The organism is Bacillus cabrialesii, from assembly GCF_004124315.2.
Taxonomy (GTDB): domain Bacteria; phylum Bacillota; class Bacilli; order Bacillales; family Bacillaceae; genus Bacillus; species Bacillus cabrialesii.
On record NZ_CP096889.1, the window covers coordinates 1,986,345 to 2,010,647 of the forward strand.

The 24,303-nt window shown below is 44.0% G+C and carries 22 protein-coding genes and 2 pseudogenes; 6 read left to right on the forward strand and 18 right to left on the reverse strand.

Annotated elements, in window-relative coordinates:
• Nucleotides 1–42: 42 nt before the first annotated feature.
• Together EFK13_RS21095 and EFK13_RS09995 are read right to left on the reverse strand one after the other, a co-directional pair.
• A complete protein-coding gene (locus EFK13_RS21095; RefSeq protein ID WP_283107655.1) occupies nt 43–168 on the reverse strand; it encodes a hypothetical protein in 126 nt (41 codons plus the stop codon).
• 24 nt (nt 169–192) lie between these two features.
• On the reverse strand, nt 193–546 hold the full coding sequence (locus EFK13_RS09995; protein ID WP_129505564.1) for a hypothetical protein: 354 nt from the start codon (nt 544–546) through the stop codon (nt 193–195).
• A gap of 497 nt (nt 547–1,043) precedes the next feature.
• On the opposite strand from EFK13_RS09995, the gene EFK13_RS10000 reads away from it, so the two are divergent.
• From EFK13_RS10000 to EFK13_RS10010, 3 genes are all read left to right on the forward strand, one after another.
• Nucleotides 1,044–2,441 (forward strand): alanine/glycine:cation symporter family protein, encoded by a 1,398-nt coding sequence (locus EFK13_RS10000; RefSeq protein ID WP_129505563.1) that lies wholly within the window; start codon nt 1,044–1,046, stop codon nt 2,439–2,441.
• A 305-nt stretch (nt 2,442–2,746) separates the two neighbouring features.
• The gene (locus EFK13_RS10005) at nt 2,747–4,246 is read left to right on the forward strand and encodes a cellulase family glycosylhydrolase (RefSeq protein WP_129505815.1); all 1,500 of its coding nucleotides are present in this window, start codon (nt 2,747–2,749) and stop codon (nt 4,244–4,246) included.
• Between the two features lie 74 nt (nt 4,247–4,320).
• A complete protein-coding gene (locus EFK13_RS10010; protein WP_129505562.1) occupies nt 4,321–4,596 on the forward strand; it encodes a YnfE family protein in 276 nt (91 codons plus the stop codon).
• A gap of 343 nt (nt 4,597–4,939) precedes the next feature.
• On the opposite strand, the gene EFK13_RS10015 is transcribed toward EFK13_RS10010, so the two are convergent.
• From EFK13_RS10015 to EFK13_RS10025, 3 genes are all read right to left on the reverse strand, one after another.
• Nucleotides 4,940–6,085, reverse strand: a complete 1,146-nt coding sequence (locus tag EFK13_RS10015; RefSeq protein ID WP_129505561.1) for an alpha/beta hydrolase — start codon at nt 6,083–6,085, stop codon at nt 4,940–4,942.
• 223 nt (nt 6,086–6,308) lie between these two features.
• Complete coding sequence (gene xynC, locus EFK13_RS10020; RefSeq protein ID WP_129505560.1) at nt 6,309–7,580, reverse strand: glucuronoarabinoxylan endo-1,4-beta-xylanase XynC; 1,272 nt, start codon at nt 7,578–7,580, stop codon at nt 6,309–6,311.
• Nucleotides 7,581–7,669: 89 nt separating this feature from the next.
• Nucleotides 7,670–9,208 carry a glycoside hydrolase family 43 protein gene (locus tag EFK13_RS10025; protein WP_129505559.1) on the reverse strand — a complete coding sequence of 513 codons (1,539 nt, stop codon included), beginning with the start codon at nt 9,206–9,208 and terminating at the stop codon, nt 7,670–7,672.
• 870 nt (nt 9,209–10,078) lie between these two features.
• On the opposite strand from EFK13_RS10025, the gene EFK13_RS10035 reads away from it, so the two are divergent.
• From EFK13_RS10035 to uptA, 3 genes are all read left to right on the forward strand, one after another.
• Entirely contained in the window at nt 10,079–10,537 is a 459-nt protein-coding gene (locus EFK13_RS10035) for a GtrA family protein (protein ID WP_129505558.1), read from the forward strand.
• A gap of 6 nt (nt 10,538–10,543) precedes the next feature.
• Nucleotides 10,544–11,437 (forward strand): UTP--glucose-1-phosphate uridylyltransferase GalU, encoded by an 894-nt coding sequence (galU, locus tag EFK13_RS10040; RefSeq protein WP_129505557.1) that lies wholly within the window; start codon nt 10,544–10,546, stop codon nt 11,435–11,437.
• 71 nt (nt 11,438–11,508) lie between these two features.
• A complete protein-coding gene (uptA, locus tag EFK13_RS10045; RefSeq protein ID WP_129505556.1) occupies nt 11,509–12,105 on the forward strand; it encodes an undecaprenyl phosphate transporter UptA in 597 nt (198 codons plus the stop codon).
• A gap of 48 nt (nt 12,106–12,153) precedes the next feature.
• Here uptA and nrnB read toward each other — a convergent pair whose 3' ends face one another.
• The 13 genes and pseudogenes from nrnB to EFK13_RS10110 all read right to left on the reverse strand — a co-directional run bounded on the left by nrnB (nt 12,154) and on the right by EFK13_RS10110 (nt 24,162).
• The gene (gene nrnB / locus EFK13_RS10050) at nt 12,154–13,353 is read right to left on the reverse strand and encodes an oligoribonuclease NrnB (protein ID WP_129505555.1); all 1,200 of its coding nucleotides are present in this window, start codon (nt 13,351–13,353) and stop codon (nt 12,154–12,156) included.
• A gap of 167 nt (nt 13,354–13,520) precedes the next feature.
• A complete protein-coding gene (locus EFK13_RS10055; RefSeq protein ID WP_129505554.1) occupies nt 13,521–15,056 on the reverse strand; it encodes an acyl-CoA carboxylase subunit beta in 1,536 nt (511 codons plus the stop codon).
• Nucleotides 15,057–15,066: 10 nt separating this feature from the next.
• The gene (locus EFK13_RS10060) at nt 15,067–15,849 is read right to left on the reverse strand and encodes an enoyl-CoA hydratase (RefSeq protein ID WP_129505553.1); all 783 of its coding nucleotides are present in this window, start codon (nt 15,847–15,849) and stop codon (nt 15,067–15,069) included.
• Nucleotides 15,850–15,868: 19 nt separating this feature from the next.
• Complete coding sequence (gene ldeG, locus EFK13_RS10065) at nt 15,869–16,768, reverse strand: hydroxymethylglutaryl-CoA lyase (protein ID WP_129505552.1); 900 nt, start codon at nt 16,766–16,768, stop codon at nt 15,869–15,871.
• A 14-nt stretch (nt 16,769–16,782) separates the two neighbouring features.
• The gene (locus EFK13_RS10070; RefSeq protein WP_407062081.1) at nt 16,783–17,022 is read right to left on the reverse strand and encodes an acetyl-CoA carboxylase biotin carboxyl carrier protein subunit; all 240 of its coding nucleotides are present in this window, start codon (nt 17,020–17,022) and stop codon (nt 16,783–16,785) included.
• Nucleotides 17,019–18,353 carry an acetyl-CoA carboxylase biotin carboxylase subunit gene (locus EFK13_RS10075; protein WP_129505550.1) on the reverse strand — a complete coding sequence of 445 codons (1,335 nt, stop codon included), beginning with the start codon at nt 18,351–18,353 and terminating at the stop codon, nt 17,019–17,021. Before EFK13_RS10075 ends, EFK13_RS10070 begins: the two co-directional genes overlap by 4 nt.
• Nucleotides 18,354–18,362: 9 nt before the next feature.
• Nucleotides 18,363–20,012 (reverse strand): AMP-binding protein, encoded by a 1,650-nt coding sequence (locus tag EFK13_RS10080; RefSeq protein ID WP_129505549.1) that lies wholly within the window; start codon nt 20,010–20,012, stop codon nt 18,363–18,365.
• A gap of 42 nt (nt 20,013–20,054) precedes the next feature.
• Nucleotides 20,055–21,197, reverse strand: a complete 1,143-nt coding sequence (locus EFK13_RS10085) for an acyl-CoA dehydrogenase family protein (protein WP_129505548.1) — start codon at nt 21,195–21,197, stop codon at nt 20,055–20,057.
• 91 nt (nt 21,198–21,288) lie between these two features.
• On the reverse strand, nt 21,289–21,624 hold the full coding sequence (locus EFK13_RS10090; RefSeq protein WP_407062082.1) for a DUF5367 family protein: 336 nt from the start codon (nt 21,622–21,624) through the stop codon (nt 21,289–21,291).
• A 144-nt stretch (nt 21,625–21,768) separates the two neighbouring features.
• Nucleotides 21,769–21,879: pseudogene (locus EFK13_RS10095) on the reverse strand (TetR/AcrR family transcriptional regulator); the annotation flags it as partial.
• Between the two features lie 76 nt (nt 21,880–21,955).
• Nucleotides 21,956–22,447, reverse strand: a complete 492-nt coding sequence (locus EFK13_RS10100; protein WP_240034907.1) for a GNAT family N-acetyltransferase — start codon at nt 22,445–22,447, stop codon at nt 21,956–21,958.
• Nucleotides 22,427–22,522: pseudogene (locus tag EFK13_RS10105) on the reverse strand (GNAT family N-acetyltransferase); the annotation flags it as partial. The gene EFK13_RS10100 and the pseudogene EFK13_RS10105, both read right to left, overlap by 21 nt.
• A 107-nt stretch (nt 22,523–22,629) precedes the next feature.
• Nucleotides 22,630–24,162 carry a glycoside hydrolase family 10-like protein gene (locus EFK13_RS10110; RefSeq protein WP_129505545.1) on the reverse strand — a complete coding sequence of 511 codons (1,533 nt, stop codon included), beginning with the start codon at nt 24,160–24,162 and terminating at the stop codon, nt 22,630–22,632.
• Between the last annotated feature and the right edge of the window lie 141 nt (nt 24,163–24,303).

The window sequence follows — 24,303 nt, forward strand, 5'->3', positions numbered from 1 at the left end:
AACCCGCTCATATTACGTGAGCGGGTTTCGTTTGTTTTCTTATCAGCTTTCATGGTTGGTGAAAAGATCTGTTACGGCATGAACGACTTCGATTCCTTGCCATACAAATAAATTCAACGCCGTGAAAGAAAATAAGCCTAAAATCACCATTCTTAAGATAAACAACATGTTTAACAGCCTCCTTATATTTCGTTATATAATCGGGTGATGTTGAACATGCAGTTTGCCGAAATAAGACGATTGATAAAATTTGGCCAGTATAAAGCTTTTTTTCCGCTGGCGCCTGCGGGTGTCTCCCGTACTTTTGCTTTCAGCGGTCAGAAGCAGAACAGCCATTGCCCATATAGCAGTCAGCGCAAATGCCCCTGTGATGGATTTCTTTTCATCATCAGCATTTTGGCCGGCTTTCATCTCATGCATTTCCTGCTGGTCGGCTACGGCTTTATAATGATGGCCGATATCAAAGGCGTGGGGAATTGAGAACAAATGAAAACTGGCAATCGCCAAAAATAAGATGGATGCTTTCAGTATCGTTACTTTTTTCAAATGATCTCCCCCTCCTTTCATATTACTGAATATTTTTATAATAATACCCTAATCGATCTCGAAAGTAAACCTGATTTTTTAAATTTAAAAATAAATTTCACTTTGTTAAGTATATATCTTTTTTCTTATTTTTGAAAGAGAAATTTCTTTTATTAGTGTATGTATACCCGCTATAAGATGTGAATAAAAACACATTTTAGATGATATGTTGGTTGCTAAAGAATTATTATTTTATCGTTCAGCTACATCAAAAAATGAGAGGGAAGATTTCTTACATTTAAAAAAGAACTCTGTTTATATGACCCGTTTTTCAGATATATTTTATTCATAGGAAAATAATAGAGAGGGAAGGTAAGGACTGAGCATCAGTCTAAGACAATAATCTTCACGAAAAAACTTCCTAATTCGACATATTGTGATATAATAAAACTCGTTATGTTAAAAAATCTAACATCAAAAACGAATTCACAATGAATTGATGAAAACGGGAGGTAAATATGGAGGCTTTTTTCAACAGTTTGATTAATATTCCAAGTGATTTCATCTGGAAATACCTATTTTATATTTTAATAGGACTTGGTTTATTTTTTACCATACGTTTTGGGTTTATCCAATTCCGTTACTTTATTGAAATGTTTAGAATCGTAGGGGAGAAGCCAGAGGGAAATAAAGGCGTTTCATCTATGCAGGCATTCTTTATTTCTGCCGCATCCCGAGTCGGTACAGGGAATTTGACTGGTGTTGCCTTAGCAATCGCGACAGGCGGACCAGGCGCTGTATTTTGGATGTGGGTAGTAGCTGCTGTAGGTATGGCTTCAAGCTTTGTTGAGAGTACGTTAGCGCAGCTTTATAAGGTGAGAGACGGGGAAGATTTCCGCGGAGGCCCGGCCTACTATATTCAAAAGGGTCTTGGAGTTAGATGGCTTGGCATTGTTTTTGCCGTCTTAATCACTGTCTCATTCGGCTTAATTTTTAACGCTGTCCAATCCAATACAATTGCAGGAGCATTAGAAGGCGCTTTTCATGTGAATAAAACAGTTGTGGCTATTATTCTTGCTGTTTTAACGGCATTTATTATTTTCGGCGGTTTAAAACGTGTTGTCGCTGTGACACAATTGATTGTTCCTGTCATGGCTGGACTTTATATTCTTATTGCTCTATATGTTGTATTCACGAATATTTCTGCATTTCCAAGCGTTATTGCGACAATTGTCAAAAATGCTTTAGGCATTGAACAAGTTGTCGGCGGAGGACTGGGAGCTATCATCGTCATCGGTGCACAGCGCGGACTTTTCTCTAACGAAGCAGGGATGGGTAGCGCGCCAAACGCTGCTGCGACAGCACATGTTTCGCACCCGGCAAAGCAAGGATTTATTCAGACATTAGGCGTATTTTTTGATACATTTATCGTATGTACGTCCACAGCATTTATCATTTTGCTGTACAGTGTAACTCCAAAAGGCGATGGCATCCAAGTAACCCAAGCTGCTCTTAACCATCACATTGGTGGCTGGGCGCCGACTTTTATCGCGGTCGCAATGTTCTTGTTTGCTTTTAGTTCAGTTGTCGGAAACTACTATTATGGTGAGACAAACATTGAATTTATTAAAACAAGCAAAACATGGCTGAACATTTACCGTATCGCGGTTATTGCTATGGTTGTCTATGGATGTGTAGCAGGGTTCCAAATTGTTTGGGATATGGCAGATCTCTTTATGGGAATCATGGCGCTGATTAACTTGATTGTGATTACGCTGCTGTCCAACGTTGCTTATAAAGTGTATAAAGATTACGCGAAACAGCGTAAACAAGGACTTGATCCTGTATTCAAAGCGAAGAATATCCCAGGGCTGAAAAACGCTGAAACTTGGGAAGATGAGAAACAAGAAGCGTAATACAAATATAAAACAAAGCTGCATTCAACAAGTGAATGCAGCTTTTTCATTATTGGAAATAAATTTAATTTTTTGATTCGGTTGAAAAATAACGTGTAAAGTCCCGATCCAGTCCAGTTTTCTTTGATTCTATATGTGTCAGGTGTATCTTATTCAATAGAGAAAGAGCAAATAGACAGGCTTATACACCTTCTAAAAACAAGAAATTAGGTTGATAGACAATCATAAGAAAGATTTTTACAATGAGTTCGTGCTCACATGAAGTGAAGAGCTTAGATGAGGAGGAGAAAATGATGTCAAAAAATATGAAACAATCAATCTCTATCTTTATTACGTGTGTATTGATTGCAGTATTAACAATAGGCGGCTTGCTGGGTTCAACCGCATCTGCAGCAGGGGCAAAAACGCCAGTATCCATGAATGGACAGCTTAGTTTAAAAGGTACACAGTTAGTCAATCAAGACGGCAAAGCGGTGCAGCTGAAGGGGATCAGTTCACACGGATTGCAATGGTATGGCGATTTCGTCAATAAAGACAGCTTAAAATGGCTGAGAGACGATTGGGGCATTACGGTTTTCCGAGCGGCAATGTATACGGCAGACGGCGGTTATATTGATAATCCGTCTGTGAAAAACAAAGTGAAAGAAGCGGTTGAAGCGGCAAAAGAGCTTGGGATCTATGTCATCATTGACTGGCATATCTTAAATGATGGCAATCCAAACCAAAATAAAGAGAAGGCAAAAGAATTTTTCAAGGAAATGTCAAGCCTTTACGGAAGCACGCCAAACGTTATTTATGAAATTGCAAATGAACCAAACGGCGATGTGAACTGGAAGCGGGATATTAAACCGTATGCGGAAGAAGTGATTTCCGTTATCCGTAAAAATGATCCTGACAATATCATCATTGTCGGTACCGGTACATGGAGCCAGGATGTGAATGATGCTGCCGATGATCAGCTAAAAGATGCAAATGTCATGTACGCGCTTCATTTTTATGCCGGCACACATGGCCAGTTTTTACGGGATAAGGCAAACTACGCACTCAGCAAAGGAGCGCCTATTTTTGTGACGGAATGGGGGACAAGCGATGCGTCCGGAAACGGCGGGGTATTTCTTGACCAGTCACGGGAATGGCTGAATTATCTCGACAGCAAGAAGATCAGCTGGGTGAACTGGAATCTTTCTGATAAACAGGAATCATCTTCAGCTTTAAAGCCTGGAGCATCTAAAACCGGCGGCTGGCCATTGTCAGATTTATCCGCCTCAGGAACATTTGTAAGAGAAAACATTCTCGGCACCCAAGATTCGACAAAAGACAGCCCTGAAACGCCAGCACAAGATCAACCGGCACAGAAAAACAGCATCTCTGTGCAATACAAAGCAGGTGATGGAAGTGAGAACGGAAACCAAATCCGCCCGCAGCTTCATATAAAAAATAACGGCAGCACCGCGGTTGATTTAAAGGATGTCACTGTCCGTTACTGGTATAACGCGAAAAACAAAGGTCAAAACTTTGACTGTGACTACGCGCAAATTGGATGCGGCAATGTGACCCACAAGTTTGTGACGTTGCATAAACCTAAGCAGGGTGCTGATACCTATCTGGAACTAGGGTTTAAAAACGGAACGCTGTCACCGGGTGCAAGCACGGGGGAAATTCAGCTTCGTCTTCACAATGATGACTGGAGCAATTATGCACAAAGCGGCGATTATTCCTTTTTCCAATCAAATACGTTTAAAACATCGAAAAAAATCACATTATATAATCACGGAAAACTGATTTGGGGAACAGAACCCAATTAGTTAAGATTTTGGCGGACATCAGCAATGATGTCCGTTTTCATCATCTTATACAGCAAAACAAGGAGGCTTACGTTGTGGAAGAAACACTGAAACAGTATATGATGCTGTTCAAAGAAATGAATCATGTGATAAATGGTCCTGACTATCCAGGTAAGGAAAAAGACATCCAACATCAAAAAGAACAGATCGATGCTTACGGAAAACAGCTGCAGCAAGGTTTCTCTACTGATTATGACTACGATGTATTTGCTGACTCGGTTATCAAATGTGCATATGGCGATATGACGCTGGAAGATTTAGAAGCAGTTTATTATGGATTGACAACGCCATTTTTTGATTCAACACAGTAAAATTTTAATTTCTGTCTCACTAACTTAAGTATACTTTGGTAATGAGACAGAAATTTGTTTATTTTATTTACTTCCTAGAATATATATTATGTAAACTAGAGTTTTGAAAATCCTATTGATTTATCCACAGCATCTCCCTTTTTGTAGTGTAATATTAAAAAACCTCTACGCCCTTAATAAATTAAATTGGTCATAAAGGTTTTTCAGTTTGAGTATTTTAATTTGTCTCATTCATTCCATTTCATTTTTCTCAAGTGCTTTTTTATTAATTATTATAAAAGTTTTTAGACATAACAAATGGCTAGCTCTTTGACATGCGTTTATCAGTAATCTCTCGGTTATGTCACTTGTTGCTGGTCTTCTTGATCAAGTCCACACCATCGTATGCCAGACTTTCCACACTTGCAGCCTTCTGCAGTATGTAATGATCAAAAAAGTTCTTCGTATAGTCTGTAACAAGATTTCGCATCTCCATAGCATCCCGTTCGCCTCTGAGTTCCTCATTAACACTGGTAAACAAGATGTCGCAGTAATCTAAATGCGCAACACGATCAACAGAGAAATAATAGGTTTCCATGCTATTGTTAGCGCCGATTATCGCATTCATGTTATAGTTAGGTTCACAAAACAGGAGCAAAAAGGGTTTCTTAAGGTCGCTGTCAACAAGGCCGAACGCTCCGCTATCCAAGCCAACCCCGCAGGCGAACCGGTCGTCGTCCCGGCAAACAATCGCCGTTGTAGGCCCTCCGTAAGAATGTCCGACTATGCCCATGCCGATATTAAGCAACAATCTGCGTTTAAAGATGGAATTCAGCTCTCCAGAGTCCAGTTTGTAAAGATAATCGGCTACATACCTTACATCTTCTGCCTGTAATTCACTATACTCTGTTAACTTGTCAAGTATCGGCAGTTGAAGCACGTTACGGCACATCTCAATGGCAGTTTCTTCGTCAGGCCGCATCTCCATCTTACCAGCCAACGCCCGCATCTCCTGATCTTCAGAAAACGCCATAATGACATCCGAAAAATCCTTTGATACATTAAACAGGCGCCCATCTTTACGCTTATACATCGTGCTATTCTGATGGCCGATGCTTACCACAACATATCCCATGCTTGCCAAGTCTGTACAGATCACCGTACCCCATTCTGGAGAACCGCCCCCGCCGCAAACATAGAATAACACCGGATAACGCTTTTCCTTCCCGGAGAGAGCAAGGTCGTCGTAACAATGAGTTTTGATATCGATAGAGAAAAAATCCTTTTCCTTCAGATACTCGGTGACAAGTGGCTGGTCATGAAGCATTTCGTAGACTTCAGGAAACATGTACGTTGATGGAGTCTTCCCTTCGCTGCTATCAGATGGATAGTACATAAACGCGGTCAATTCTCTTTTTGAGTGATCTGATGCCGTGTACTCAAAATCCATCTGGGTTCGACCGACAGTATAGCCGCCAATTGGTTCTGGAAATGCGTCATAAGTTTTCATTCTCTTGTTCCCCCTTAATGAATAAAAATAAAAATGACCGTTTTGCCATTTTCAGTAATTACATGACCGAAAATTCAAAAAACCCCATTAAATGCGGGGTTTTTTGAACATATAATTGTGTCATTACACATCTTTCTTCGTTTCTTCCTTAGTTTAGTATCTTCCCTGCTTTTGCAATATGGGTTTTTGGCAAAACATGACCATTGCAGTGCCTTAGGTGTCCTTAACGATTTGCGACAAATGTTGTCACGCTTTGAGCTGGAAGATGGGCCCAAAAATGATTGCCCGTTACATTGAGATTCGTTCCAGGTTGAAGATTGCCGCTGCTGCTCGTGATCCATCTAGATACCTGAGAAGCAGATCCATTCTGCAAAACAAAGTTTTGGTTGACGCCTGTGCTGCTTTTGTTAATGGCAACAATAACGACCTTGTTGTCACCTTTATAGGCTGACACGTAAACGTTCGGATTAGGATTTTTCGTTGCATCAATCCTTACATATCCAGGGCGCACAAACTTTGAGAAATGAGCCATATTGTAGCCACGTTTGCTGATCGTGCCATCTTCTTTCATAGGACCATATGATCTTCGGATGTACCACCAAACATAAGCTTGAAAATCCCCTTCAACCATCGAATTGTGAATATGTTGTGAAACATCCAAGGCCTCAGGCCATCGATCCGCCGAGTTGTTATCACTGTTCGGATAGTATACTTCCGTCATCCAAAGGTCCTTCCCCGCTCCTTTTTGTTTAAAAAGAGGATAAGGGAATTGACTGACCTGAGTCCCATACAGGTGGGTTCCGAGAATATCCATATTGGCAAGAGCCTGAGGATCGTTCAAGATTGGGTCAGACAAATTCTTCAAGTATTGAAATGACTCAGGTGCAATGACACGGGCATTTATCGAGCCTGCGTTTTCTCTCATAAAGCGAAGTATTTCTTGCGGCGTCCACCACGTCCATTCGTGTGCATAATCAGGCTCGTTTTGAATGGAAATCGCATAAAGATTCACACCATTATTCTTCATGTAGGTAATAAAATCGTTAAGATGCTGCGCGTATGCGGCGTACTTATCGTATCTTAGCCGTTTAGCTGATGTGTCTCCATTACGATTGAAGGTTTCAACCATATCGCTTGGAGGATTCCAGGGAGAAGCAAAAACGATTGCTCCATGTTTGACCGCACTCTTTGCAGTCTCCACTTCTCTGTACCAATTATTTCTGTTTTCATCTATGTGAATTCTTAAGATCGAAAAACCTAACTGATTCTGTCCATTGCCAAAAGCGGTTTCTCTTTGAGCTGCTGTAAGATCCCCAACCCAAGCCGGGTGGTTCATTCCTCCTAATCCACGAATCACTTGTTTTTCTGCAGAAATATTAACTGTTACATCATTTGCCGCCAAGATCTCAGCAGCGCCTGGGCCCATTAACATTACTGACAGCATAGTGAAACATACCAATAGTAGACAAATTGTTTTTTTGACGCTCGACATCATTTTTTCCTCTCCTTCAATGTCTTTTACCGTATTAGAAAAATGTGTTTTGTCTGCTTTTATATCGCAAGCAAGCGGTGCCATAACTGGTGTTATCTTTGCGTAAACTGCCAGTAATCAACATTAAACAAGTTTCCTGTACCAGTTCCGGTAAATACAAAGAATACGTTGTGAACACCGGTTGCGCCGCTTACCGCAGTTTCTATTTCTCTCCAGGCTTGCGCTCCACCTGTGGAAGGTACATTCAGGGTTCCTGCAAGCCTACCGTTTGCGCTATCGAGACGCACTTCAATTTTCCCGCCAATAGTGGATGCTACATTTGCTTTAAACGTCCTGGCACCGCCCGCCCCGAAGTCTGCATTTCCCACAGCAATCCAGTCTCCGTTATGGATGCTTGTAACATGTTGATTATTTACCGGCCCGCCGGGTGCTGAGGATTTCTCGGTCAAAATGCGTCCATTCCAGGCAAACGTTTCAGCTTCTACCCGGTTATATGGATTCAAATTGGAAAGCTGTGTTACGCCTGCATAATTTGCCGCAACCTCTTGAATGGATCCATCTGCATTATGCACCAGCTTATTAATATGGGGAGAACGATATCCCTTGCCTGCCCCGAACAGAGCGGAACTGACAGTTTGAGCATGGTACACCACATACCACTCGTTTTTAAAATTGAAAACAGCATGATGGTTGTTTCCGCCGCCTCCGAAAAATGCACCTGGATTTTTCAAGAAGTGTCCTCTATACGTAAAGGGACCCATGGGACTTGAGCTCGTCATGTAGCCGATCTCACCTGGGGGTTTATCGGCCGGATGCGCGCCCCCGAAATTGATACAATAGGAATAGTAATATTTTCCGTTATACTTATGCATTCCCGAATCCTCAAACATAAAAGGCGCATCAATCGTAGATGCACTTCCGGCAACACTGGTCATATCAGGCCCTAATTTCATGACTCTAGCTGTTTTAGGATTGGCCCATTGCCCCTGCGTGGGATTTGAACCGCCCGGAACGCCTCCGCCGGCATATAGGTAACCGGCACCATCATCATCTACGAATACTGCCGGATCAAAAAGCCATACAACACCGGACATTCCTGGCGTATTTGGCGTTACCAGCGCTTTTTCGATCGGATCTGTCCATGGGCCGGTCGGGCTGTCTGCGGTGAGAACCCCGATACCTCCGCCGCCGTTTGCGAAATAAAGGAAAAATTTATCCTTGCCATTGATCTTTTTCACCGCGGCTGACGGGGCCCATGATGCTCCTGCCCATTTGGCAATCCCCCGGCCGCCATTCGCCCCATTGGCACCCGCTACGGGAATCGCTCCGTGATCTGTCCAGTTCACCATATCCGCTGAAGATATGACGAATATTTTATTCAAATTGGCAAATGAATTATCCTTAATCGTTCCGTCGCTATTATATTCATAGTCATCACTTGACATATAGATGTAGACTCTTCCGTTATAGGTCAGCGCAAACGGATCTGCTCCCAAATGATGGTCTATAAGCGGGTTTGAATTCCCTGCATGTTTTGCAATTGTAGTACTGGCAGCATACGCAGACTTCCCAGTGAAGCAACTCAATAATAAAACAAGGACCCATAAACATACGCTACACTTTTTACTCATAACTTAACGCTCCTCCTTTTTCTTTAAAATGGGGGTCTTTTACCATTTGAGGACAAATTGTAGACCGGCAGCAAAAGCAGGCTCCGCAGATAAGCAACTCAATAATAAAGCTAGAACCCATAAACATACGCTACACTTTTTTTAAATCACTTGACATCCTCCTTTTTCCTTAAAATGGAGGATGTTTTTTTACCATTTGGTGACAACTGGTCATGAAGAACGCATAAAATGGACGATTTCTAGAGTAAACCTTGCAAACACAGGAGTATGACTCTCGCCTTTTTAATAAAAAACGCCGCTGACAGCCAGGCCAGCGGCGTTTTGCACTTGATCATTTACAATTTGTAAAAACTTTGCGTCTCCAGCAACGATCCCATTGACAGTTGTTCATTAAGAACAAGTCCTTGATGATGCCGTTCTTCAATCCTTTTGATAATAGATCGAAAGTCTCCGGGCAATCGGTGTGCACAACGTTTATTTGTATTTACTGGAACAGGTTCAGTGCAAACGGTAAGCTTGCAGGAACCTTGAATGTACCTTTTCTTCCATAGCTGTTTTATGTAATAAAGCATTCCACGCTTCCTGTAAACCGCTGTAAGTGATGAGCCGTTCTCCGCCGGAAATGTGTTTTCCTTCTGGTTCATGGGGCGTCGTGGGAAGCTCTCATATGGTCTTCCTGCATCACATCCCCCTCCTTTCTCATCCTTGAAAAAAATGATTAAAAGTTAACACTTATACAGAATATTAAAGTGCAGCAAAATCTTAACTTAATGAATCTGCAAGGCGGCTTCATTACTTTTTCATGTTTTGTTCATATTTTATTAATTGTTTATTCAACACTGTCCGCTAAAGTAATCCATATCAACAAATATGACAGCCATCCGCATCTTTTATGAAGGGAGGTCAAAACCGGGTGCCGTTATGCTGAAAGAAAACATAAAGACATTAGGCCGTTTTTGCACCGTGGGCGTCGGCAATACACTGATAGATTTTGGTGTCTTCTTTCTTCTCGCCGCTTGTCATGTCCCTTATCTGCCGGCGCAGATCTGCTCCTATTCTGCCGGTATCATCAACAGCTATGTGTGGAACCGGAGTTGGACGTTTCGTGTAAAACGTAAGGCTGGCGGGAAAGAGATCGTGCGCTTTCTCATGATTAATATTGCCGCGTCGGGGATCACCTTTTTGCTGCTTTATTTACTTCAAAAAGGCGGTTGTTCGCTTTTGGTGAGTAAGCTCGCCGCCACTATCGGCGGAATGATGGTGAATTTTATCGGGAACCGAATCTGGGTATTTGGAGATTCGCTGAAAAACATACAGGATCAGGAGTGAAGATGAATGAGAAAAAAAGTGAGAAAAGCGGTCATTCCCGCAGCGGGTTTAGGAACGAGATTTCTGCCGGCGACAAAGGCGCAGCCGAAAGAAATGCTCCCGATCGTCGACAAACCAGCAATCCAATACATTGTAGAAGAAGCCGTCGAATCAGGAATTGAAGATATACTGATTATTACAGGGAGAAACAAACGCTCGATTGAAGATCATTTTGACCGGTCGGTGGAATTGGAATTCAATCTGCGGGAAAAAGGCAAGACGGAGACGCTTAAAGAAATGCAGCAGATTGCCGATTTGGCCAATATTCATTACATCCGACAGAAAGAACCGCTCGGATTAGGTCATGCAGTGCTGTGTGCGGAGCATTTTATCGGAGATGAGCCTTTTGCCGTTCTCTTAGGCGATGATATTATGGTGTCTGAAAAACCGGCTCTTCGGCAATTAATGGATGTATACGATGCTTATGGCGCAGAGGTTGTCGGTGTACAATCAGTTCTCCCTGAGGATGTCAGCAAATATGGTATTATTAATACGTCTGGAACTCATGGGCATGTGTATGAGGTGAAGGATGTAGTGGAAAAGCCTTCACCTGATGAAGCGCCTTCCGAAATCGCCGTAATGGGACGTTATGTGCTGAATTCATCGATCTTCCCCGTTTTGAAGTCAATTGGCAGAGGCGCGGGAAACGAAATTCAGCTCACAGATGCGCTTAGTGAGGTTTGCCGTAAGCAGCCTATCCATGCCCGGCTGCTGGAAGGAAATCGATATGACATTGGCGATAAGCTGGGCTGTTTTAAAGCGAGCGCTGAAATCGGCTTAATGCGCCCCGACATGCGATCTCAGCTTTTGGCTTATTTAGAAGATGTGATCAAACGGGAAACGAAAGAAATGCTGCGTTAAAAAAATGTAACCATCTTATCCGTTAATCAGTCATATAATAGTGAAAAAGATTAGGACAGGTTGTGAAGAATGTGGGCAGTTTGATAAGCGAAATTTTAACATGGCTGACGAACATGGGATATGCGGGTATTGCGATTGGATTGATGATTGAAATCATTCCTAGTGAGATTGTATTGGCCTATGGCGGCTATATGGTATCTGAAGGCACCATTGGATTTATTGGCGCCATTATTGCGGGTGTTATCGGGGGCACCATTGCCCAGATCTTTATTTATTGGATCGGACGGTATGGCGGCAGACCGTTTTTGGACAAATACGGGAAGTACTTATTGATTAAAAAGCATCATATTGACATGTCAGAAAACTGGTTTCAAAAGTACGGCGCTGGAGTTGTCTTCTCGGCACGTTTTATACCGGTTGTCAGACATGCGATATCCATTCCCGCAGGCATTGCCAAAATGCCTTTTCTAAAATTTGTGGTACTGACTGTGCTTGCTATCATTCCGTGGTCTATCCTGTTTGTTTATTTAGGCATTCAGCTCGGAAGCCAGTGGGATGATGTTGAGAACATTGCAGGCACTTATACGACACCGATTATGATACTGGCTATTGTCGTGATTGCTCTTTATTTTGTAATTAAAAAACGTGCAGTTATCTTTAAACGATAGCTAGCTGATATGCATAGGGATGGTTGATTCTCCCCTATGCATATTTTTTTATCTGCGATGCAGATTTGCCAGCTTCAAATGCTCCGCTAAAAATGCGACAAATACTTCATCACGCACAAGCGATGCGGCATAATTTCTTTTAATAAACCATTCAGCTTCTTCAAACGCTGCAAATGTCTCATCCTGTGTTTCCCCGTTAATTTGGATATTCCACTCGTTGTCTAAAGGAAACAGAAAAAATCTCATTTGTGCGCGATTTTCATATAGTGATCCGTTCGCCGATCCCTTTAGATTATAGATATTACGGAAAGCATCTGGACGGACAGGATCGATTCGGAATGCTTCAGCAACGAACAATTCGTATACTTCGTCGGTGATTGAACAGCCGGACGCCTTAGCATGACCGCCGCCTCCGTATCGGCCGGCGATTTCTGACACATCGATGTAATCATGAATAGTGCGCAGGCTGACCCGTTTTGACCCCATGCTTAAAATCGCAATGTAATCGAGGTGCGGATTTTCTTTACCGAGCCTGTTTCCCAGCTCAGAATGATAAGATTCTGCATGAACAATGCCTACACAGTGTTCGTGAACAAAAGTTTGCACCATTTCCCTTTTCTTTCTGCGAAGGTAGCGCTCGATTTTTACGTCTTCTAAATCAAGCAGCTTTTCTTCAAAATCATCAAAGAAAAATTTGTCATGCGCGGAAAGACGCTGAATCATTTTTTCTTCAAATTCATCGACCGACAGCAAAAAGAACAGATCATTAAGCCGCTTCGCCTGTTTTTGATCGTAGCGCTCCCACTCCCATGTATCATATTGGCGGACGAGCTCTGTGAATTGATCTAAGGCGTTTGTCGGTTTCATGAAACCATTTTCAACGAGATAGCCATATAAAAGCGATGTGGCCGATGTGAGCCGTCCATCATCGTATTCCACTTGAACAAATCCCCATTCATGCTCATTCAAATGAAGGGCAGTTTTATGATGATCAATCAGCTTCACTTTCCCGCCCGCATGAACATACTCATTCAATCTCTCTTCGTTTTCTTCGTTGACGACGAGATCGGTGATAAATAACGCGTCTTGTCTGTTGCTTTCTTTCGCTTTTTCTAAAAAGTACTGCACCTGAGCGTTTAAGCCGTTGACAGAGTTATACCGGACCTCAACATCTTTCCCGAATGCCAATTTTGCTACGATTCCGCACCCTACTCCGTCCAAGTCGTTATGTGAATATAAATGATACATAATGTAGGCCCCTTTTTATGATGAACTGACAATTGCCGCTAGAGGTGCGGCAGCCTTTATTTACTATTCTAAAAAACATAGCGTTTTATGCAAAGTTGATTAGTTTACATAATGTTATTATTGTGAATATAAAAAGAGCGCTGTTTGCGCTCCTAAGTCCTTGCTTTTTAAACAGGATACACCGGGTGTTTTCGGTTGGTAAATGTCATTTCCTTTGTCATGTATGCTTTTAGCCGTTTAGCCAACTCATCACGCAGCGAATTTGCCGGGATCACGGCATCAATGATCATTTCTGAAGCCAGTCGGTAGATATTGATGTCCTCTTTGTATTCCTCGCGTTTGCTGCTGATAAATTGCGCTCTCTCTTCTTTCGGAAGCTCGGCGATTTTTTTCGCGTAGACGGCATTTACAGCTGCTTCAGGACCCATAACGGCGATTTGGGCTGTTGGCAACGCTAAGCAGCAATCCGGTTCAAATGCCGGACCTGCCATTGCGTACAATCCTGCTCCATACGCTTTTCGGACAATGATAGAGAGCTTGGGAACGGTTGCTTCCGACATCGCTGAAATCATTTTTGCCCCGTGTCTGATAATACCCGCTTGTTCTACCTTTGTGCCGATCATAAAGCCGGGGATATCTGCTAAAAACAGCAATGGAATATGAAACGCGTCACATAAGGTAATAAATTTAGCCGCTTTGTCTGCTGAATCGTGAAATAAGACGCCGCCTTTTACCTTCGGCTGGTTTGCAACAATGCCGATAGGCTGTCCCTCGATCCGTGCGAGGCCGGTTATTAATTCCGGTGCGAATAAAGCTTTAATTTCAAAAAATGAGCCTTCGTCAATGACCCGCTCAATCAGCTCATGCATATCAAAAGGCGCATTTTGATTTTGGGGAATGACATCGGCAAGCGGAATGTCGTAGTGTTTTGGCGGGCGTTTCTCTTGCGTAGGCGCTTTTTCTTGATAATGAGCCGGAAAGTATGATAAATAAGCCCGTGCCAGACGTATGGCTTCTTCTTCAGTTTCTGCAAGAATATCCCCGCAGCCTGAGATTGAGCAATGCATACGGGCGCCTCCCATTTCTTCGAGAGACACTTTTTCGCCGATAACCATTTCCGCCATCCGCGGCGATCCTAAATACATGGAGGCGTTGCCGTCTACCATAACGACAATGTCACAGAAGGCCGGGATATAAGCGCCGCCTGCCGCAGACGGTCCGAAAAGCAGGCAGATTTGCGGAATTCGTCCCGATAGTTTGACTTGGTTGTAAAAAATTCTTCCCGCACCGCGTCTCCCTGGAAAAACATTGATTTGATCGGTGATTCTGGCGCCTGCCGAATCGACTAAATAAATGAGCGGGCAGTTTAATTTTTCGGCGGTTTCTTGAATTCTGATGATTTTTTCAACGGTTTTTGCTCCCCATGAGCCTGCTTTCACCGTTGAATCATTTGCCATTGTGCAAACGGTTCGGCCGCCGATTTTGCCGATGGCTGTTACGACTCCGTCAGCGGGAAGCGCGTCTGACATGCATTCCGCAAAAAAAGCGTCTTCAAGCTCGATGTCATCGTCAAACAAAAGAGCAAGCCGTTCTCTGACAAAGAGCTTGCCTTTTTCTTGGTTGCTCTGATGATACTTTTCCGCCCCGCCTTTTCGGATCCGTTCGGCCCGTTCTGTTCGTTCCTTTTCATAATCCATGAGCATTTCCTCCCTTTTATAATCCCTTGTATACGGCCCGTCTTTTTTCTTGAAACGCCTGAAGCCCTTCTCTCCTGTCTTTTGTCGGAATGGTATGTTCATATGCTTTTTGTTCAATTGCCAGCCCTGTTGCGAGATCTGTCTCCAATCCTTTATTGATTGCGAATTTCGCCTGGCGGACAGCGATCGGCCCATTGGCAGAGATGGCTGCGGCCAGCTCCTCTGCTTTTGGCATAAGGTTACAAGGAGCCGTGACATGCTCTACAATACCTATTTCTTTTGCTTCGTGTGCTGTTACGCGTCTGCCTGTAAAAATTAATTCTTTTGCTTTACCTCTGCCAATCAGACGAGGCAGTCTTTGGGTTCCGCCGGCACCTGGGATAATGGCTAACCCTGTTTCCGGAAGGCCCAGCACGGCAGATTCAGCTGCGATGCGAAGGTCGCATGCCAATGCCAATTCAAGACCGCCGCCTAATGCGCTTCCGTTTATCGCAGCTATAACCGGCTGAGGTGAGGCTTCAAGTAAAGCCGCGGTTCTTTGAATGAGAGATACACTTTCAAGAACCTGATCTTCTTTCAGCTTTATCCGTTCTTTCAGGTCTGCCCCCGCACAAAACGCTTTTTCGCCGGTGCCTGTGAGGATGACACAGCGAATGTTTGAGTTGAATTCAATTTCCTGAAGAATCGATTGCAGGCTTCTCAGCATTTCCGCTGAAAGAGCATTTGCCGCCTGAGGCCTGTTTAACGTGATGACGGCAATGTGATCTTTCTGGACAGTAAAAAGAATCGTTTCTCCCATGTTTTTGTCCTCTCTTTTATCAAGATGATTTAAATACCTTTAGATTTCGGCTTGGCAGCTGTTTGCCCATTTTTTCCTCTATCCATTTGGCCGCGGAAAGCAGTTTATCGAGATTTATATTTGTTTTGATGTTCATCTGTTCCAGCATGTACACGATATCCTCAGTCGCGGCGTTTCCGGACGAACCCGGAGCATACGGGCAGCCCCCAAGTCCTCCTGCCGAGCCGTCGAACACAGTGATGCCCATTTGGAGAGCTGTGACCATGTTGGCGAGCGCCGTTCCTCTCGTATCATGAAAATGCAGGGCAATTTGATTGGCCGGGAATCGTGCCAAAAGAGCTTCAAGTACGGTTTCAACTTGGACGGGATTTGCCGCTCCGATCGTATCTCCAAGCGATAGTTCAGAAATCCCGAATTCAAATAGGGCTTCAGAAAGGCGGATGACTTGTTCAATGGGGACATCTTTTTCGTACGGACAGCCGAAAACAGTTGAGAGGTAGGCTCTTGTTGAGAGGTTTGCTTTTTTTGCGTCATCGTTTACTTGTTTGAGAGTATGAAGGGTTTCAGTTGTGGATTTATTGATGTTTTTTCTGTTGTGCGTCTCGCTCGCAGACATAAAGACGCAGGCTTCGTCAATGCCTCCTTCAAGGGCACTCTCCAGACCCTTTTGATTGGGCACAAGCGCCGCGTATGTTACCCCTTTTTCACGGTTAATGCCTTTTGCCACGTCTATTGCATCTCGAAGTGCCGGAATCCATTTCGGGTGAACGAAGGATGTGATTTCGATATACGAAAGCCCTGTCCGGGAAAGCTGGTTGATCCAAGTGATTTTATCTTCGGTTGTGATCCATATAGGCTCGTTTTGTAAGCCGTCACGCGGTCCGACTTCTTTGATCTTCACTTTTTTAGGATATGACATGGTCTTCCTCCAGTTTATTGAGTGGAATCGCTCATTTCGAGCAGCACGTCTCCTTCATTTACGAAATCGCCCTCATGTTTTTTGACTTCTTTTACGGTTCCGCTTCTGTCTGCAACGATCGGGATTTCCATTTTCATTGATTCCAAAATGGCAACTTCCTGGCCTTTTTCAATGTGGTCGCCGGCTTTGACGTGCACTTTCCACACGTTTCCCGCCATTTGTATCTTAACCGTCATAACAACTGCCTCCTTTATAAAAGTTGTTTCAAAAAGTCAGTCGTGACATCCCCTTCTTTAAATGCTTTTGATGAAGCAGTCTGTATGAGAAGCGGGAGATTTGTTTTGATTCCCTCTATCCGGTAGTCACGGAGCGCTGTCTTCAGCTTTTCGATTGCTTCCGCTCTGGTATGGCCTTTGACTATCATTTTGGCGATCATCGGGTCATAAAAAGGGGTAACGGTGCTGTCTTTTGCTACCGCACATTCGTGCCTGACTCCTTTTTGGCCAGGGAGTGAAAACGCAGTGATCGTACCTGGTGATGGGTAGAATGTTTTCGGGTCCTCCGCGTATATTCGAACTTCTATCGCATGCCCGTTTCGTTTGATGTCTTGCTGGGAGAATGCGAGTGTATGGCCCGCAGCAATCCGTAACTGCTGCTCAACTAGATCCAGGCCCGTTATTTCTTCAGTCACGGGGTGTTCAACTTGCAGTCTTGTATTCATTTCGAGAAAATAAAAGTTTTGATTCGCGTCTACTAAAAACTCGATGGTGCCTGCGTTCGTATAGCCGATCGCTTTTGCTGCTTTTACGGCCGTTTGCCCGAGCTTCATTCTTAGATCATCATCTACAAATGGTGACGGCGCTTCTTCAATGACCTTTTGATGCCGTCTCTGAACAGAGCAATCGCGTTCAAACAAATGTACTGTATGGCCGTGCTGATCGGCCAACAGCTGAACTTCGATGTGGCGCGCATGTTCAATGACTTTTTCGATATACATCGAACCGTCACCGAAAAAATCTGCTGCGCGCTTTTTGTTCCCCTCGTACGCCTTTGTCAAAGCTTCCTCATTTTGGACAAGCTGCATACCGATGCCGCCTCCGCCCGCTGAAGCTTTCAGCATGACTGGGTAGCCGATTTGGCTTGCAGTGCGGCAAGCTGCCTGAATGTCTCCAAGGGATTCGGAAACACCGGGAACGACGGGGACACCTGCCGCCTCCATTGCTTTACGCGCTTCGATTTTGCTGCCCATCTTAGCAATGATATCGGGTGCAGGGCCGATAAACACGATGTTTTCTTGCTTGCAGCGTTCAGCGAACCGGCTGTTTTCTGATAATAACCCGTAGCCCGGGTGGATGGCGTCGGCGTTTGCTTTTTTCGCCGTCTCTATGATTCTCTCTATATTTAAATAACTTTCACTGACTCTTGATTCCCCGATCAAATAAGCCTCTGTGGCCGCCTTTGCATGGGGTGCGTCTCTGTCTGCTTCTGAATAAACCGCGACCGTTTTGATTCCGAGACGGCTGCACGTTCGGATAATTCTCATTGCAATCTCTCCGCGGTTGGCGATCAGTATTTTTGTAAACATAACTTCACCTCATTGACATGATGATAAGTTGAACATTTCAATCGTTTTTTCACGCAGTTTATATTTTTGAATTTTACCTGAAGCCGTCATCGGGTACTCGTCTGCATAAATAACATAACGCGGAATTTTGTGGCGGGCGATTTTCCCTTTGCAATAGGCTTTAAGCTCTTCAGACGAAACGGTTTTTCCGTCTTTCAGTTTAATCCAGGCAGCGGCCTCCTCCCCGAATTTGGCGTCAGGCACACCAACGACCTGGACATCTAAAATAGCGGGATGCCGGTATAGGAATTCTTCAATTTCACGCGGGTAAATGTTCTCACCGCCTCTGATGAGCATGTCTTTTAATCTTCCGGTGATGCGGCAGTACCCGTCTTCATCCATGACAGCAAGATCTCCGGTGAACAGCCATCCATCGGGATTGATTGCTTTTCTGGTCGCTTCTTCGTCTTGATAATAGCCTTTCATGACATGGTAGCCGCGGGTGCATAGCTCTCCTTGCACGCCTCTTTGAACTTCTTGACATGTCCCGGGTTCTACGATTTTCACTTCTGCATGAGGCAGGGCACGGCCGGTTGTTTCGACTCTCCGTATGAAAGAATCATTTGCCCTCGTTTGCGTAATGACCGGTGAGGCTTCAGTTTGACCATAGGCGATTGTAATGTCTTTCATGCCCATCTTTTCAATGACAGCTTTCATGACTTCACTCGGACAGGGAGAACCGGCCATGATGCCTGTTCGGAGCGTCGATAAATCATATGCTTCAAAATCCGGATGATGCAGCTCTGAGATAAACATGGTCGGCACGCCGTGGAGCGCTGTGCATTTCTCTTTTTCGACCGTTTTAAGGACGGTAACCGGATCAAATTCTTGTATAGGTATCATGGCTGCCCCGACGGACACACACGCCAAAATCCCGAGCACGCATCCGAAGCAGTGAAAAAACGGAACCGGGATGCACAGGCGGTCTTGAGAGGTTAATCCCATACATTCAGCGATATTGGCAGCGTTATTGATGACATTAAAATGGGTCAGCATCACTCCTTTGGGAAACCCTGTCGTTCCTGATGTGTATTGCATGTTAATCACATCGTCTTTTTCAAGGCTGTTCATTCTTGCTTCCAGCTCAGCATCCGTCACTGTTTTTGCCAATATCTCTGTATCGTCCCAATGATACATGCCAGGCAAACGGTTTTCACCGATATAAATCAGCGTTTTTAAAAAGGGATATCGTTCTGATCTCAGCTGGCCGGGTTCTGCTTCTTGCAGTTCGGGAATTAAGCTGTTCAGGATGTCTGTGTAAGAAGTGCCCCGATATGAATCCATGACAATAAGCGCCGCGGCATCCGATTGCTTCAGCAAGTAATCGAGCTCGTGTGCTTGATAATTGGTATTGACGGTCACGAGCACGGCTCCGATTTTCGCGGTGGCGAATTGAACGGCAAGCCATTCGGGGATATTCGAAGCCCATATGGCTACGTGGTCTCCTTTTCCAATCCCCATCCGCATTAGCCCTTTAGCGGTTTGACGGCACAGACTGTTAAATTGGGCGTACGTATAGCGGATATTTCTGTCTGGATAAACGACCGCTTCTTGATCAGGATAGGCTTCAGCGGTTTGTTCCAGCAGCCTGCCGATTGTGGAATGGATGAGTTCAGCCATGCATTGTTCCACCTTTCTAAGTTGTGGGAAAGCGTTTACATTTTATGTTAAAAGCTGTCTGGCGATCACGATACGCTGAATTTCAGATGTGCCTTCACCGATTTCCATTAATTTTGCGTCCCGCAGCATCCGTTCTACCCCATATTCTTTCATGTAGCCTGAACCTCCATGGATTTGAATGGCTTGATTGCAAGCCCTTGTCGCCATTTCAGATGCAAACAGCTTGGCATACGCCGCTTCTTTTGTGAACGGGCGGTTATGGTCTTTCAGCCAAGCAGCTTTTAACACCATTTGCCGTGCCAATTCAATTTCCATCGCCATATCGGCAAGTTTAAATTGAATCGCCTGAAAGGAAGAAATCGGCTGTCCGAACTGCTTTCGTTCTTTCGCGTATGCCAATGATGCTTCAAGTGCCGCTTGGGCGATGCCGACTGCAAGAGCAGCGATGGAGATCCGTCCGCCGTCCAGCGTGTACAGAAACTGCTTAAATCCTTTTGTTGGATCGCCGAGTAAGTTGCCCGCAGGCACTCTGACATTCTCAAGCAAAATTTCCGCTGTATTTGAACCGCGGACGCCCATTTTATCGTACGGGCTCGTAATCGTAAGTCCGGGTGTGCCGGTTGGCACGATCAATGCTGAGATGATGTTCTTTCCGTTTTTGTTTTTGCCTGTTACTGCGGTTACAATCACCGTTCGTGCGTAGCTTGCATTCGTGATCCAGCACTTTTCGCCGTTGATGACATACTCTTCCCCATTTGTAATCGCTTTTGTTCGAGTGCCACCTGCATCTGAGCCGGCATTTGGTTCCGTCAGGCCGAATGACCCGAGTGCTTTGCCGGAAGCCAACGGTGTCAAATGCACCCGTTTTTGTTCTTCTGTTCCGAAATAATAAAGAGGACATGCGCCGAGTGAGACCGCTGCAGCATAGCTTAATCCAGTACTGCCGCAGGCTTTGCCGATTTCTTCAACCGCTAAGGCATATGAAATCGTATCAGCGCCTGATCCGCCGTATTCTTCGGGAAAAGGAATACCCATCAGCCCGAGTTCACCCATTTTTTTAAATGTTTGGACCGGGAACTCGCCTGTTTGATCTACATGTTCAGCGTGAGGAGCAATTTCTTTTTTCGCAAAATCCTTTACCATTTCACGAACCATTTGCTGTTCTTTTGTCAGCTCAAAATTCACCGTGGTTTCCTCCTTCACATCTTTGTAACATCCTATTAGGCGAGTGCTGTAATCATTCCCTGACAAAAGAAATCTGAAAATTGAAATTGTATCATTTTTTATGTGGAAACATCAGCGGAATGAGTAAATACATGGCATAGGCGCATACCATCCATATGGCAAACGCAATGACCTGCCCCTTTGATAATGCCGGGAAGATGATGGGATGATTCCAAAGGGAAATCGTATCAATGAATAAACCAATCGCTGATCCCCATACGCCCAGCTTGATCACCGCATACTGTGATTGGTCGAGTTTTTGATAGAGAAAGAACACAAGACATAAAACGAGAGCAGTGCACGCTTCCAGAAGAAGAAAGTTCAGCAAAAGTGATAAACATAACCGGTGATAATCAGCATTTTTTTTTGTTCGTGATTTTGCTGACAACAATGCCTTTTTCAGCTTTTCGCTTGACGGGAGCAAGCTGTTCTTTACGTTCGCCCAAGAGCTGCCGCACACATGGCGAACGACCTCCATCATGAGGTTTTCTTTTGTGCGGAAATGGTAATAAACCGTTCCTTGGGTGACATTGGCTTGTTTCGCAACCGATTGTAACGTCAGTTTTTCTAAACCGTTTTCTGCGATACATGTTTTGGCAGACTGAATAAGTGCTTCTTTGGAAATAACATTTGGTTTTGCCATGGCGTTCCTCCTTATGAGTTAGTTAGTTTAATAACTGACTTTAGGGCTAGAAAATGTTTTTTTGAAAATGAAAGGCTTATATATATTCATTCTTAAGAATGCCGTATATTTCCAAATCGACAACCCCTTTACCGGACCAATAGGAAGCTTGTCTGACTAGCCCTTCTTTCATAAAATTGTTTTTTAAGAGAACATTTTTTGAAGCCTCGTTTGCCGGCATGACTTCAGCTTGAATTCTGTTTACGTTGACTTTCTTAAATAAAAATGGGATCACCGTGCTGACGGATTCTGTTGCATTGCCTTTCCCCCAATATTCTTCAGCCAAGTAGTATCCAATCGATACCATGTTTACTTTTTGGTTAAAATCCATCGCTTCAATGATTCCAACTAATGTATTCTCATGACTCTTCGGAAAAATCCCCCACTTGATTCTGCTTTTTTTGCTGTAATCCCGATCAAAATGGCCAATCATTTTTTGTACAGTTTTGATGTTATGTTTCGGAATGATGCCGCAGTACTCAAATACTCTGACATTATCAGAGAGCGAGAATAGGTCCTGTACGTGCACCTCTTCGATTTTCCTTAACATTAGATTCTCAGATTCCAATACTGGGAAATGCCCAAAAACCGCTTCCATATTCATGTGAGTCTCTCCTTTGCTTTTCTATTCTTTAACAAATTCAGCGGCTCATCATGAGTTCCTGTTTTCAAAATCACTTTTAAAAAAGACGACTTAAAAAGCCGTCTTTCTTATTTTGTCTTTCGTTTGGAAGCCTTGCTTTCGTTATGAAGCCGGTCTGCTGAAGTGACATAATACGTATACGTCTTGTTTGGGTCTGCGGTGTTATCCAAGAAGGTTTGCTGCTCATTTGTTTTACGCGCGGTTGCCAGCAATGTTTTGTTCTTTTTCCCTTCGGTTCTGTATATCGCATAGTAAGCTGTTTCTTTTGATTTTTGATTTGATGGGTGGTCTTGAATGTGCAGAAGATTGCCGTTTTTGTCTTCGGTCACTTTCGTAAGTTTCGGTTTTTTTGGGGCGGTATTGTCAAGCCAAGGCATTTGCGGAATGAGTGCCGGCTGGCTGTAAAGTTCAGTGATGAGTCTGTCTTTGATGCCAAGCGGATTTTTGTTGAGGTCTTTGAGGCTGAAATGCATACTTCCTTTTACAAGCGCAAGCTGACGGTTCAAGGTGATTTGTCTCACATACTCCTCGGGGTCGGACCATGGCGGATCAAAATTGTTATTGATTTTATAAGCTGCCTGGCCAATGTATAAATGAACAGGCTTATGTTTGACTTCATTACTCCACCAATCAGCCAAGACGTCGTAAGCCGCTGCGTTAAAGCCGATGCTCCAATAAATCTGCGGGGCAATATAATCGATGTCGCCTTGTTGGATCCAATGTCTCGTATCTGCGTATAGATCGTCATAATTTCTGACGCCTGCGTTTGTATTCGATCCGGTCGGGTCATCTGCCGCGTTTCTCCATACGCCAAAGGGGCTGATGCCAAATTTGACATACGGTTTTGCGGATTTGATCGTTTGGTTGATTTGTTTGACAAGCTGGTTCACATTATCCCGCCGCCAGTCATCAATATTGGAAAATGTGTCTTTTCCGTATTGTTCATACTGTGCTTGATCAGGAAATTCCTGTCCAGTTATTTTATAAGGGTAAAAATAATCATCCATATGAACGGCATCGATATCATACTGTTTTACCACTTCTTCAATGCCTTTGACGATAAAGTCTCTCGCTTCAGGAATGCCCGGATGATAATAAAGCTGCTTTCCGTAAGCGGCAACCCAGTCTGGATGCTTTCTTGCCGGGTGATCCTCAGACAATTTATTGAGATCCGTGTGATTCATTGTAAGGCGATAAGGATTAAACCAGGCATGAAATTCTACATTTCGTTTATGGGTTTCTTCAATCATAAATGCAAGCGGGTCATAGCCCGGGTCTTTCCCTTGGACACCGGTTAAGTATTCGGACCAAGGTCCGTAAGCGGACGGATAAAAAGCGTCTGCAGTCGGTTTAATTTGAACAATAACGGCATTCATCCCCATTGTTTGTACATCGTCCAGCAGTTTGATATACTCCTGCTTTTGCTCTTCAACTGTTAACCCCTTTTTTGACGGCCAATCAATATTTAATACGGAAGCAATCCATACGGCTCTCAGTTCCCTGTCAGACTGCGCATTGGCCATAAACGGAACGGAGATCACAAACGTTCCGATGATCAAGCTGACAAGGAAACGGACAAACGGCTTTTGTCGAACTTTCATTCTGTTTCTTCTCCCCCATTACATCACTTTCACTCTTCGCTATTACGGTATTCCCGGGCTGTAAAAGAGTGCTTAATCGGATTGAAGAAATCAGGATTTATGTCTATATCATCAGGTAAACGAAAAAAGTCCTGAAGCATT